Genomic DNA, 12,856 nt, shown 5'->3' on the forward strand with positions numbered 1-12,856 from the left:
TGCCTCACGCCACCCGGCATCTGACGCCAGGTGGCAAACTGTTCCGGTTACTTCGTGTCTTCTACGGCAAGCTTTCCGTCCCGGACGCCATACTGCTTCTGATTATCCGGACCGATCAGCAACGAGGCATGGCTTGCAAACGTCATGGGCAGGAAGACGGGTGACTTTACGGGGCGGTAATTCCCTGCATCATTCACATCCCCTGCCCCGACATACTGCGCAATGTAGGGGTAGGGATAAACCGGGCGGCTGGCGATCGCTACCGCATCCGGCCGGGCGTAAGGCTGGCTGGGCATGGGGGCCATGTGGATCTGGCCACCAGCCGGCGGCTTGCCGTGCCCTCCGGGCGGCGGTCCCATCGGCCCATCACCTTGGGCTGTCTTTTCCGTACGAATAGCGTTGGGCGCAATGCCAGATTCCGTCCAAGCCATGAGCGGGGACAGAAAATCGACCTGCGGGAAGCCCTCACCGTTTCCACAATGTCCCACACCGGGCAGCAGATAGAATTTCAGGAAACTGTCAGTCTGCTCCACACCCATTTCCCGCTGCACACCCTGATAATACGCGATGGTGTTCAGGGGCGAGATCGACTGGTCCGCCAACCCGTGCCACAGGATCAAGCGGCCACCGTGCTGGTGGAACGTACGGAGGTTTGTGTTCTCGGCATTATACAGTGGTGCCAGCTTGGTCATGGTGGCGAAGGACGCGTCATCAAAATGAAAGCGGGTCAGGTCAGCCGCTTTTTCATCCACCTGCAGCGGAATGACATAGGCAATGGCGGAAGCGGCAATACCCTGGCTCATGGACTCTCCGCGTGCTGTGGCAGGCAGCGCCCATTGCAGTTCTGAACCCGGCAGTGGACCACCGATGATGTATGGGCGCCCCGCCGCATCTGTGGCCCCCTTGTAAAGCCGTAGCGCCGCCTGCGTTTCTTCCGCTGTCAGGCAGTCCGATGTGTCACTCTGGCCTGCCGCGCACTGTACCCACACGGGATCGAAATGGCAGGCGCGAGGTTCTTCCAGAATGCCGTCCTTTACACCCGAAAGCGTATCGCAGTGACGGATAACGGCGTCATGCAGCACCCCCACACGGTTTTGCAGCAGGATATTGGTGCCATCGGCACGCTGGTTCCCGCGCACGTTCCACGCATGGTAAAAGGAGTTCTGCACGGTAAACAGTGCGGCCGGAGCCCCTGCGGAAATCCCGTCAAAATCCTCGGGGTAGCGCTGCGCCTCCATCAGGGCTTCACGCCCGCCATCGGAACATCCTACAAAGTAGGAATATTTCGGGGCCTGGCCGTAGAAGGCCGCCGTCAGGGCCTTGGCCGCCAGAGCGGTGACATGGTTGGCGCGATAGGCGAAATCGATGCGTTTTTGCGGGTCTTTACCGAATTCGCCCTGCGCCAGCCCCATCATGGAGCCAGTATGGCCCATATCATCGCCCGCCATGACGAATTCGCCATTTAGCGCCGGAACACATGCTCCCGCGTTGCTGACGCCCACTTGCGTCATTCCGCACAGGCCACCGCAACCGCCGAGCAGAAAGCGCTGGGTCCAGTGCTCCATGGGCAGATCGACTTCAAAGGAAATCGCAGGCGCGATCTGCCCCGTGACCTTGCAGAATTTACCCTTTGGAGTGTCCAGCACAGCCGCTTTCTGGCCGTGAACGGCAGCGCCCACGGCGGGCGCAAGATCGACATTGCCTAGCGCCTCACAGGAGGTAACGGGCTTTACCTCCGACAGGCTGGCGATATCCGAGGCCCGCGCCGGGTTCGAGAGCACAGAGAGGAGGCTGATTGCCGGTCCCACAATCCACAAAAAGGCGGTCAGCTTTAGAAGTATTCTTTTCATCGCAGGTAAGATGCCCCGTTCAGTCAATCGTTCGATGCGGTTCATTAACCGGATTCACGCGATGGCGCGTCGAACAGAATGTATGGATTTGTAATAAAGCCAACTATTCAGAACACTTGGCAACCCGTTACTCCGCCCTCCATTCTTCCTTGTAGCCAAACCCGTTCCTGTTATCGGTCGCCTTGATGTAAAGCGGCGTAAACGCCCAGTAGACAGGCTGAAGATGGGCTGGAATAGAAAACCGGGCCATATAAAGATTTGCTGCCAGTTCCCGGTCCTCAATGCCCAGCCTCCGCACAGCCCCCTCCATCTGCAATCCTCGCAGGAGAGGAATGGAGCTGTCCTGACCACTGACTGTTGCTACCCCTCGCCCTGCCTGCCCCAGCAGAATGCCGTGGCGGGTCGAAGGGTCTGTCACAAACAGCAGGCGTGCACGTAGTGGGTCAAAAACATAGAATATAGGCGCTGCCCAGTGCTGATGCCCGGCGCAAACCGCCAGAGACATGACATGGAATTCTGCTATCAGGGCATCAATCCGGGGGGTAAATATGGTCATGGTCCGACAAACCTTAGCCATATGGTGGTCATGGGCATGGCCAGCACCAGTGCGGGCAGCATATTACCAACCGGGAATTTGACAATGCCGCATATCCGGAAGCCGGTTGCCAGCATCAGCACACCCCCTACGGCTGCAAAATTGTCGTTCATCAACTGGGTTGTCAGCGGGGCAAGGTAAGTCGCACCTGTCGCAAGGGCCAGCAGAACTGCCAGTTGAGGAATGCATATGGCCGCAACGGCAAAGCCCAGCGTTGTTGCAAAAATGGCGGCGGTCAGGAAGTCCAGAACAGATTTGGCCAGCAGGATGGAGGGATCTCCCGTCATACCTTCGTGAATGGTACCGAATATGCCAGTTCCGCTTGCGCAGAAGAGAACGGTAAGGGCAACGAAGCGTTCAAGAAATACCTCTGGCGTCAGATCTGCAGGCATAGGCACAAAGCGTCCCAGTAACCGGTTCCCCCATGTGGAAACCGCGCCCAGATGAGTCTCCAAAGCGCAACTTTCCCCTATGATGACACCAAGCAGCAGGGATAAGACCATCACGGCAACGGCATGGCCGTGGACAATCAGCGAAACACCCATTCCCATGGATGCCAGACCAAACATCATAGGCAGACCATCTTTCAGGCGTTGTGGAATATGCCCACTCAGGGCCGCGCCGAGGATGCCGCCCGTCAGCACCACGCCTGCATCTGTATATGAGCCGATCAGCATGACCGTTTCCCTATTTTTCTGCTGAGACGGCAGACAGTGTTTCGCCCCAGCGGGGCATGTCAGGGACTTCCACACCCAGCAGGGACAGGGCGCGCGCGGCACTATGGCGGATGATATCGGCACTTGTGCGCGGCGCCGCGTAAATGGCAGGCACCGGCGGAAAAATGATACCGCCATATTCGGTCACGGCCTGCATGTTGCGCAAATGACCCAGATGAAGCGGCGCCTCACGCGTCATCAGCACTAGACGCCGCCGCTCCTTGAGCGCGACATCGGCCGCGCGCGTGACAAGATTATCCGTCACCCCCGATGCAATTGCACCAAGCGTGTGCATGGAGCACGGAGCAATAATCATGCCTTCGGTGCGGAAGGACCCGCTTGAAATGGGCGCGCCCAGCGCACCTGGTGAGTGGATATAGGTGGCAAGGGCATACACGTCCTCAGCCGACAGACCTGTTTCATGCTCACGCGTCAATTGCGCGCCACGGGACATGACCAGATGGCTCTCGATATCCGCGTCCCGCAGCAGGCTCAGGACATCAACCCCATACTGGAAGCCCGATGCCCCCGTAATACCGACGACAATCCGTTTTCGGGTCATTGAAAGCTCCCGTTCTGAAGATGTTTCCTGATGACGGCAGAAGTACAGAGCCTGTCTGCCTGCGCGGGATGACGGATCGGCAGACAGGTTCCTGCGGCATTACATGCCCGCTTTGGGAAAGATCGAAGGTGCGAACGGATGCGGATCGACTTCTCGGAACTGCGCACGCACAAAATGCTCTCTCAGTTTCCACGGATAGGTGCAGTCAAAGATCGTCTTACACGACACGCCTTTTGCAGGGATTGAGGGATCGTACTCCGGCACCTGCGAGGGATCGAGCACATGGCCCGTCACCCCGGGCAGAAACATGGTATCCACATTGCCCTGATACCGGGTCTGCATGGCCCAGAGCACATCGTTACTGTCAAACAGATCGACATCATCATCCACGATGATGATGTTCTTGAGTTCGCGATAAACTGCCAGCGCAATCAGCGCGGCCTGACGCGCCTTACCCGCATCGCCCGCACTACGCTGGCAGACCTGAAGGATCGCCAGCAGCTTTCCTCCACCCGCGCTATGCGCATAAACGTTTTTTACAAACCCCGGCAGCGCCTTGTCACAAGCGTTGAAAATACTGGCTTCCGTTGGAATGCCTGCCAGATTCACATGCTCTTCACCCGGCCCGACCAATGTCTGCAAAATAGCGTTCTTCCGCATGGTCACCGCCGTGACCTTGATCACCGGCAAGGACGGATTGGCAGGACCGTTATAACCGGGAAATTCTGGCATCGCATGTCCGGTATTGGTATTGACGTCCTCCTGTATCCGCCGTCCCGGCAGGATCTCGCCTTCAATCACGATTTCGGCCCGGGCGATGGAACGTTCTTTCACCGTCACAGCATCTACGAGTTCAACCGCTCTACCACGCAGTCCGCCAGCTACGGTCAGTTCATCAAACCCCAGCGGTGTGGTAGGAGCCTCAAAACATGCGCCGATCGGGATGGCAGGATCCAGTCCCATATTGATGGTGATAGGCAGCGCTTCGCCTCGCTCTTCCGCCTTGGCACGGAAGGCATCAATATGGCGTCCGGGCGCGAAAAAGACCGAGAGTTCATCGCGCCCTTGCACGCACAGACGATGAATAGTCACGTCTGTATGGCCGTTATCCGGATCGCTACCCAGTAGCAGGCCGAGGCAGAAATACGGGCCAGCATCCTCTTCCGTATTGGTTGGGGCCGGGAGAAGATTACGCAGGTCAAAGTGCGGGTCATCAGCCCGAAAGATCTGTTCCTGACACGGAGCGGACTGCCCCTTGAGGACGACCGGAGCAATCCCGTTAAGGACCGCCTCGCCCATCCGCCGCCCAAGCTCTTCGGGTCTGCTGTCAAGCAGTAAGGCCACGCGCTCGCGTTTTGCCATAAGGCCAACCAGTACGCGTGCACCGGGGTAGCCTTTCACATTCTCGAACATCATCGCCGGACCGGTTCTGGTCGGACGCATGACGGTACCCCCAGCCCCGACACGTTTATAAACACCCGCCAGTTCGGAGCGGGGGTCGATCTCATGGTCTGTTGAAATCAGTTCATCTGGAGACTGCTCAAGTCTAACCAGAGCGGAGCGTAGGTCGATGACCGATGGGTTGGCTGTGTGATCCGTCCTGTCCATGACATTGTCCTTCCTGTCGCAAAAGGAAGGCTATCCGGCCACCATAATATGTTCCATATTCACCATGCGGCATTATTAATAAGTTAAATATTATGGATGAACATCTAACGTCTGTTTCTCTACGCCGGCTGGCTGTCTTTCTCACTGTGTGCGAAACCCTCCACGTCGCTCGTGCGGCTGAAAAGCTCGACATCGCACAGCCCGCGCTCAGCCAGCAGATCAAGGCTCTGGAAGAGGCTCTTGGTGCCCAGCTGTTCCATCGTCGCAAGCGGGGCATTGACCTGACCAGTGCTGGCCATGCCTGCCGGGAGGCGGCACAGCACCTCCTAAAGAGCCATCACAACCTGATCGACGGGGTGCGAAGCATTGCCCGTGGTGAGATGGGCCAGCTTGTTCTGGGTCATGTCGGATCGGCTCTGGCGGGGCGGATTTTCCCCAACCATCTACAGAGAATGAAACAGCACTTCCCTGAGGTGCAGATCACGTTGGCTGAAAAATCCATCTCGGATCTTGTCAGTGCTGTCACAAAAAAGGACATCGATGTTGCTCTGGTACGAGATCTTGAAACTGTTCCTTCCATCTGCAGCACACGACGGTACATAACGGAAAAGCTATTTGTTCTACTTCCGGAAAACCATCCCCTTGCATCCCGAACCGACCTTTCCATACGGGCAATCCATGCCACTCCCCTGATTGGTTTTCAGGATCCGGACGAAGTCGGCATCGCACGTATTGTGCAACAGATAGCCGAAAAAAACGGCCTCTCCCTTGAGCCATCATGGAAAGTTACCAATATCGGCAGCATTTTCGGAATGGTTCACGCAGGTTTTGGCCTGTCAATCGTTGCCGAGAGTGTGACAGCACTTCTCCCTGCCGGTCTGAGCGCCCTCCCCCTGAGTGAACCTGACGCAGAATCAACCCTGTTTCTATTGTGGAACAGAGAGCAGATCTCGCCAGCATTACAGAAGTTCATTGAGCTTTCCTGAAATGCCTCCATAATCTGTGAACCGGACATCGCTAAATTAGGTCACTCGAATCACCTCATTACTGAAAAGCATAAATAACCAGTCATCTTCATCTCGTTCAGCGCACATCTCCGACATCCCTGACGGAAGCATCGGCCTGTCCCTTCACCCAGTAGCCGGATGCCTTGACCCATTGGGCCGGAACCTTGCGCTCATCCAGAAGATACTGACGCACGGCCTTCGCCACGCGGGCCTCAGCGCCGACCCAGACAAAAGTACGGTCAGGGATCTCCAGATTTTTCAGAACAGCAAGAATGCCCGTGGCTTCATCCGCCTGATCCATGGAACGGTGAACCCAGCGGGCAGCATGGCGCGCGACCGTGGCGAAGACCTGCTCATCTTCTGGTCCCGGCACAGCCACGAGCGTTGTGACAGGCGTGTCGGCTGGCAGTTCCTCCACGCGACGCCCGATCGCGGGTAACGCCGTTTCATCGCCAATCAGAAGCCACTGGTCAATCGGTCCGGCAATGATCTGCGATCCACGTGGACCGCCGATTTCCAGCCGATCTCCCGGTCTGGCGGCCCTCGCCCACGCAGCCGCTGGTCCACCATGATGATTGACGAAATCCAGAAGCAGCGTACCGTTCTGCGGGTCATAGCGACGCGGCGTGTAATCACGGCGGGTTGGTGAACCATCCAGACCTGGGATGAAGACCTTGATGTGGTCATCCGGCGCTGGACTGGTGAAACCGGCCAGTTCGGGTCCGCCCAGCGTGATGCGGATCATGTGCGGAGTCAGGCGCTCAACGGCACGGACCTCAAGACTGCGTCTGACAAGTTCATGCCTTACGCGCCGGATCTCGGGGCCATCACCCCGATTTAAAAAGGACTGGAAGAGTTTCATGATTGTGTATCCTTGTCGTGCCGACAGACCGGTGACTGTGGATACACAGACGCACAGGCTGCCAGCATTCTGCTGTCAGTTTCTGTGCGTTGTTTCACGTTAACGCATACGAAAGTACGATCAGCGAAGACCGCACTAGCTGTCATGATCAAAGCCTCCGGAGGCAGAGTCTGTCAACGGGTTTCTCAGTATCCTCCTCAGATCGGACAGACGCCACTGGCGCATTGAAGATGCGCCCAGTCCACCACTTCGCGCACCTCGTCATCCTGAATCATGGCGGTGATGGCAGCGAATTTGCCTGCCGACACTTCCTCTTCCGGCAGGTATTCATAACCAAGACCGGAATCCGGGCGGCTCGGCAGCACGGCGCAGCAGCGCACATGCGGCTGGTTGGCAGCCACCATGGCGCGGAAACTGTCCAGACTATGCCGGTCGGTATAGACCTTGAGCGTGTAGGACACCTGATTGCCCTGCTCCGCCCCGATCCAGTATTTCTCCAGCAGTTCCAGCCAGCGATACTGCTCCTCCGGCGAGGCTTCGGGCGCTGTCACCACACGCTCGCCCATGCCGAGACGCTGGATAAGCGGCACGGTCGGAAAGCCCACAATGCTCATGCCGGGAAAACTGCGCAGCGAACGCACGGGATAGCCCTTGCGCTCATAGGTGGGCAGCAACGGGTCGGTCCCTGCCTCCCATGTGCCGTCCTCGCGTCGCACGCCCTTGAACTGCACCCAGCGAAGATACTGCCGCCGTGCGGGCAGATGCGCTCCTTCGGTCAGACCGAACAGCTTGGATGTGGTGCCCGCGGGCTTGACGGTTGTGACCGTAACCGGTCGGGCGGTGCCGGTCTCGTACGCATAGGCATCCGCCTCGCTTTTGGCGATAGTGGAGAGTTCCCGCACCGCGTTCCAGAAAGGAGCAGCGCGTTCCTCATCCAGCAGGTCACGGAAGTCGAGACCAAAGCGCACCCATGCCCACTCATGCAGGCCGGTCGGGCCGATGCCGATACGGTTGGTCCGCCGCACTTCCTCACCATATAGCGCGTCCATGCGGTTGGCACGCAGCAGGAAACGTACGCCCAGCCGCACGGAGTCCCGCACGCGGGCATCCCATACTGCCGCCGTCTCAGCCGGCACCTGACCGGGCGTCACATCCTCCGGCGCCACGGGGCAGGCCAGCAGCGGAGCGAAATCACCAATCACACAATAACCACCCGTGACGTGCAGCGTGATCTCGCCACACGGGTTGGTCGTGACCGGGAAATGTGCCGAGGCGGCCCGCTGCGCCAGATCCGCCAGCAGGGCCGCCCCCTCGGTGGCCTGATAACGATGCGAGCGGAAATCCCGCCCATCCGCATGCACCTGTTTGAGCCGTGCGCTGCCGGTTCGATTATCTTCCAGCCGGTCACCGTTGATAAAGTCAGGCTCGCCATTGATCCACGCGCACCGCGTGGCCTCGGCAAACACCGTGCGGGCATGGTCGGCCAACGAGCCGGTCTTTGCCGGGTCGTTCACGTAATCCCAGAATTCGGCGTCCACCATGACGGAGTGATTAGCGGTCCATAGCCCGCCTTCTTCCTTGGCGCGGATGAAGCGCAACACATCCGCATCCCGCCATGATTTGGTCGCCATGCGTGCGGCCCGACGGGCGCCCCCAACCTGCACCTCGACGGACAGATAATGATCCACCCGCAGCGCCTGTTGCCATAGTGGCATGTCGTCTGCACGGGCGGCCTCGATCACATGCTCACGCACATTGAGCAGCCCGCGCAGCAACGAGACCGGTCCCGAAGCTGGCCGCCCCTGCATGCCTGCAATTGGACTGCCCGCGCAGCGAATGGCGCTGAAATCCAGCACCAGTGAGCGGTCACGTTCGCCACGGAAGGCCATCGCCTCAATGGTCTCGACCGCCTTGCCCCAGCCTTCACGGCTGTCCTCAATCATATGGATGAGATCATCGCCTTCGGGAGCACGGGCGAGCACAGTTCTTTCCAGAAAGGCACGGACCTGTGCCTCCATCTCCGCATCGAAGGCTTCCAGCGCCGTGCCCCAGGGCAGGATCTGCATCTCGAGGCCAAAACGCAACAGGCTGGCGCGATCATGCGGGTAGTCCGGATGATCAGGCGACAGGACGAATTTCAGATCCGGGGCCTGCCCCCAGTCCACCACGCAGAGTTCGTCGTCATAGGCCCGCCCGACGCCAGAGCCGTTGAGCAGCAGATAGAATTTCGCAAAGGAGCAGATGGCCGTGGCGCAGTTGGTGAACATCTCCATGTTGCGATCCGGCTGCATGCTGTCGCCATGCTGCAGATGGCGGCCCGATGTGAGCAGCGCCCCTGTGGCGATGGCGTTACGAAGCTGCATGATCTCCGCATCACCGACCGTAGCCAGCAGCCCGGCATTGCCTGCGGCCACACGATCAGCCACGCGCCCAAAATCTTCGCGGTCGGAAGGCCGGAACACGGTCCGGCGACCGACCGCCTCTCCCATACCGCGATCCAGTGGGCGTGTGGGGACCGGACGGGTTCCGAATGCTTCTTCAAACGGGTTGCGAACAGCTTCGCGGCCGCCCTGCCCACCCGTAAACAGCGAAAATTCTCCATCCATGCACCGGCTCCATTCTGCGGGGAGTATGGCCCATCTCCAGCACCATAGTCGCTCATATTGTGTCTTAGGCGACATCGTGACACCAGATATTGTGTCTTGCGCAAACAAAATAGCAGGCCACACTTTTCTGAGTGCCGTCACCCGCAGTTTTCCTTGATATGCGATCTGATTTTTTTGGTTCCTGCTTGGACGGCCTACCAGGAGAATCATGTCGGTCACTTCGAAACCCCGAGCGGCAATGTCATCGCCACCAGGAAGGTCTGTAAAAATACTCACGCACACGTGAAACCAAGCGAACCTACGCTGCGCTTTCACTCCCATTTGCATCCTATGTGCATCCTGCGGTGCATTTCAGACAACAAAAAACCCGCCTGTTGAGGGCGGGTTTATCGTATCCGATCAGGGACTTATTCATGGTTGCGGGGGCAGGATTTGAACCTGCGGCCTTCAGGTTATGAGTTAGGGATTTCGCCCTACGCCGCTCTACGCCCCAGCCGACAGAACTACGCCCAGCCGCGCAGAACCTCTTATTTTCATTGAAAAACAGCCACTACGGGCTACGCAGTTCTTGTTCCGGCTACGCCGGGTTACGCATTCATCTGTTTCCTATGTGTTTCCTGCGATGGAGGCAAGCATGCCTAAGCTGACCAAAAAAATTGTTGCAGCAGCCGACCCCACGACGAAGGACTATTTCCTCTGGGACGATGGTATTCCGGCCTTCGCAATCCGGGTATGGCCATCGGGTCGAAAGGTCTACGTCATTCACTACCGTTCTGGCGGACGGATGCGCCGTTACACAATCGGACAACACGGCAGCCCGTGGACGGCCGACCTTGCACGTGAGGAAGCCATCAGGATTCTTGCGCAGGTTCATAAAGGGGGAAATCCTGCCGATATTCGCACTGAAGAACGCAGGGCCATGACCGTCAGGGCGTTCAGCAAACGCTTTCTGGACGAGTATGTGGCTGTCCATCTCAAACCGACGACCAGGAGCGAATATAAACGATCCGTGGATCTCTTCATCGTCCCCAAATTTGGGACATGGAGGACGGCCGACATATCACGGGCAGATATCGCTGAATTTCATGGTGATATGCGGCATATTCCTTATCAGGCCAACCGCACGCTTGGTGTCCTGTCCAAAATGTTCGCTCTCGCCGATCTCTGGAACATTCGCACAGACGGCATTAATCCCTGCCATGGGGTCAGGCGTTATAAGGAAGAAAAACGGGAGCGCTTTCTTAATCGGGAAGAATATGCCCGTATGGGGACGGCTCTGGACAATGCTTCCGACATGCCGGAGGCAGTCGGGGCAATTCGCCTTCTGGCCCTGACAGGTTGCCGCCTCAGGGAAATCCAGACACTCAAGTGGGAACATGTATGGCTGAGCCATAGCGAACTGCGCCTACCTGATAGCAAGACAGGTGCGAAAATCGTCCAGCTTGGGACTGCGGCACTGGATGTGCTCAAAACCATCCCCAGGATCGACGGAAACCCTTATGTCATTACGGGCCGGAAAGAAGGTGGATATCTGACCGACCTGCAGAAACCCTGGCGCCGTATAAGAAAACAGGCAGGCCTGGAAGATGTCCGGATTCATGATCTTCGTCATTCCTTCGCGTCCGATGCGTTGGAAATGGGCGCGGACCTGACGATGATTGGTCGTATGCTGGGACATAGCGATATCAAGACGACCTCGCGTTATGCCCATCTGAAAAGAGAAAACGTGAAACTCTCCACCGATCTTGTTTCGGAAAAGATCTCGGCAGCGCTTCTTGCTCACGAAAAAAAGGGCTGTGTCCCGAGGCGTGGTGTAGGAGCAGCACCGGTCCTCGACGGGCGCGAGGGTATCAGGCGGCCACGGCGGGCAGGCTGATTGTGGGATTATGGCGGCCAGTCCTTCCAGTGTCATGTAGCGTCGGCAAACGGCCCACTCGTCATTCTGCTCGAGCATGAGGGCACCGACGAGGCGGATGATAGCGGCATCGTTGGGGAAAATTCCGATGACGTCGCAGCGACGCTTGATCTCCCGGTTCACCCGCTCGATCGGGTTCGTCGATGATATCTGGGTCCAATGCTCCTGGGGAAAGCCCATGTAGGCCAGCACATCGGCCTCTGTCCGCTCCATGAATTCCGCCAGTTTCGGGAAGCCATCGCGCAGCTTGTCCGTGACGTTCCGCCACTGGCGTGATGCGTCTTCGGCGGTTTCCTGCGTGAAGATCGTGCGCAGCAGGGCCGTGATGCCAGGACGCTGTTTCGCGTGGGCATGGGCAAGCGCGTTACGCATCCAGTGCACCCGGCAGCGTTGCAGGGTCGCATTGAACACGCGACCGGCAGCGCCACGTAGCCCGGCATGAGCATCGGCGACCACCAGCTTCACGCCGCGCAGACCGCGATCGGCCAGGGAGCGCAGAAAATCGGTCCAGAACGCTTCCGCTTCGGACGCGCCGGTGGCGACACCCAGAACCTCACGACGGCCGTCCGTGTTCACGCCCACAGCGATTATCACAGCAATCAAGACGATCCGGCCGCCCTGTCGGACTTTCAGATACGTGGCGTCGATCCATAGATACGGCCATTCGCCCTCAAGCGGGCGCGACAGGAAGGAGTTGACCCGTTCGTCGATCTCGCCGACCAGCCGGCTGACCTGGCTTTTGGAGACGCCTCCAGCGCCCATGGCGCGGACGAGATCATCGACCAATCGCGTGGAAATCCCTTGCACATAGGCTTCCTGGATCATAGCCAGAAGCGCCTTTTCCGCCGTTTTCCGGGGCTCAAGGAAGGTCGGGAAGTAACTGCCCCTGCGCAGTTTCGGGATCGCAAGTGCCACAGTGCCCGCCCGGGTGTCCCAGTTTCGGGCGCGGTAGCCGTTGCGTTGCGTCGAACGGCTGGCCGAACGTGCGCCCAATGGCGCCCCGATCCGGGCCTCAACTTCCATCTCCATCATACGTTCAGCCGCAAAAGTAAGCATCTCACGCACAAAATCGCCGTCTGATGCTTGCTCTACAAGCTCCAGTAGCGCCATCTTTTCATCGGTCATCGTCTGGTCC

9 protein-coding genes and 1 pseudogene are annotated in these 12,856 nt (G+C 58.4%); 2 read left to right on the forward strand and 8 right to left on the reverse strand.

The window, feature by feature from the left end:
- Positions 1–47: 47 nt before the first annotated feature.
- The 5 genes from ACBR42_RS13440 to ACBR42_RS13460 form a co-directional block, all read right to left on the reverse strand.
- The gene (locus ACBR42_RS13440; protein ID WP_371208331.1) at positions 48–1,850 is read right to left on the reverse strand and encodes a tannase/feruloyl esterase family alpha/beta hydrolase; all 1,803 of its coding nucleotides are present in this window, start codon (positions 1,848–1,850) and stop codon (positions 48–50) included.
- Positions 1,851–1,977: 127 nt separating this feature from the next.
- The gene (locus ACBR42_RS13445) at positions 1,978–2,406 is read right to left on the reverse strand and encodes a pyridoxamine 5'-phosphate oxidase family protein (protein WP_371208332.1); all 429 of its coding nucleotides are present in this window, start codon (positions 2,404–2,406) and stop codon (positions 1,978–1,980) included.
- Positions 2,403–3,122 carry a DUF554 domain-containing protein gene (locus tag ACBR42_RS13450; RefSeq protein ID WP_371208333.1) on the reverse strand — a complete coding sequence of 240 codons (720 nt, stop codon included), beginning with the start codon at positions 3,120–3,122 and terminating at the stop codon, positions 2,403–2,405. The genes ACBR42_RS13445 and ACBR42_RS13450 overlap by 4 nt, the downstream gene beginning before the upstream one ends.
- Positions 3,123–3,132: 10 nt before the next feature.
- Positions 3,133–3,723, reverse strand: coding sequence for a UbiX family flavin prenyltransferase (locus ACBR42_RS13455; RefSeq protein WP_371208334.1), 591 nt, complete (start codon positions 3,721–3,723; stop codon positions 3,133–3,135).
- A 99-nt stretch (positions 3,724–3,822) separates the two neighbouring features.
- Positions 3,823–5,331, reverse strand: coding sequence for a UbiD family decarboxylase (locus ACBR42_RS13460; RefSeq protein ID WP_371208335.1), 1,509 nt, complete (start codon positions 5,329–5,331; stop codon positions 3,823–3,825).
- Positions 5,332–5,423: 92 nt separating this feature from the next.
- On the opposite strand from ACBR42_RS13460, the gene ACBR42_RS13465 reads away from it, so the two are divergent.
- Complete coding sequence (locus tag ACBR42_RS13465) at positions 5,424–6,317, forward strand: LysR substrate-binding domain-containing protein (RefSeq protein ID WP_371208336.1); 894 nt, start codon at positions 5,424–5,426, stop codon at positions 6,315–6,317.
- Between the two features lie 97 nt (positions 6,318–6,414).
- On the opposite strand, the gene ACBR42_RS13470 is transcribed toward ACBR42_RS13465, so the two are convergent.
- Entirely contained in the window at positions 6,415–7,200 is a 786-nt protein-coding gene (locus tag ACBR42_RS13470) for a siderophore-interacting protein (RefSeq protein WP_371208337.1), read from the reverse strand.
- Positions 7,201–7,397: 197 nt separating this feature from the next.
- Positions 7,398–9,806: a recombinase gene (locus tag ACBR42_RS13475; RefSeq protein ID WP_371208338.1), complete on the reverse strand. Its 2,409-nt coding sequence runs from the start codon at positions 9,804–9,806 to the stop codon at positions 7,398–7,400.
- Positions 9,807–10,440: 634 nt separating this feature from the next.
- Here ACBR42_RS13475 and ACBR42_RS13480 point away from each other — a divergent pair.
- Positions 10,441–11,682 (forward strand): tyrosine-type recombinase/integrase, encoded by a 1,242-nt coding sequence (locus tag ACBR42_RS13480; RefSeq protein WP_371208339.1) that lies wholly within the window; start codon positions 10,441–10,443, stop codon positions 11,680–11,682.
- Here ACBR42_RS13480 and ACBR42_RS13485 read toward each other — a convergent pair.
- Positions 11,657–12,846: pseudogene (locus tag ACBR42_RS13485) on the reverse strand (IS256 family transposase). The gene ACBR42_RS13480 and the pseudogene ACBR42_RS13485 overlap by 26 nt on opposite strands.
- Positions 12,847–12,856 lie beyond the last annotated feature (10 nt).

The organism is Komagataeibacter sp. SM21 (genome assembly GCF_041402665.1).
Classification (GTDB): domain Bacteria; phylum Pseudomonadota; class Alphaproteobacteria; order Acetobacterales; family Acetobacteraceae; genus Komagataeibacter; species Komagataeibacter saccharivorans.

What these genes read in the sequence shown, in the direction of transcription:
- ACBR42_RS13450 (WP_371208333.1), bottom strand. Translation starts at nt 3,122, where the DNA reads ATGCTGATCGGCTCATATACAGATGCAGGCGTGGTGCTGACGGGCGGC.
- ACBR42_RS13460 (WP_371208335.1), bottom strand. Translation starts at nt 5,331, where the DNA reads ATGGACAGGACGGATCACACAGCCAACCCATCGGTCATCGACCTACGC.
- ACBR42_RS13455 (WP_371208334.1), bottom strand. Translation starts at nt 3,723, where the DNA reads ATGACCCGAAAACGGATTGTCGTCGGTATTACGGGGGCATCGGGCTTC.
- ACBR42_RS13445 (WP_371208332.1), bottom strand. Translation starts at nt 2,406, where the DNA reads ATGACCATATTTACCCCCCGGATTGATGCCCTGATAGCAGAATTCCAT.
- ACBR42_RS13440 (WP_371208331.1), bottom strand. Translation starts at nt 1,850, where the DNA reads ATGAAAAGAATACTTCTAAAGCTGACCGCCTTTTTGTGGATTGTGGGA.
- ACBR42_RS13475 (WP_371208338.1), bottom strand. Translation starts at nt 9,806, where the DNA reads ATGGATGGAGAATTTTCGCTGTTTACGGGTGGGCAGGGCGGCCGCGAA.
- ACBR42_RS13470 (WP_371208337.1), bottom strand. Translation starts at nt 7,200, where the DNA reads ATGAAACTCTTCCAGTCCTTTTTAAATCGGGGTGATGGCCCCGAGATC.
- ACBR42_RS13465 (WP_371208336.1), top strand. Translation starts at nt 5,424, where the DNA reads ATGGATGAACATCTAACGTCTGTTTCTCTACGCCGGCTGGCTGTCTTT.
- ACBR42_RS13480 (WP_371208339.1), top strand. Translation starts at nt 10,441, where the DNA reads ATGCCTAAGCTGACCAAAAAAATTGTTGCAGCAGCCGACCCCACGACG.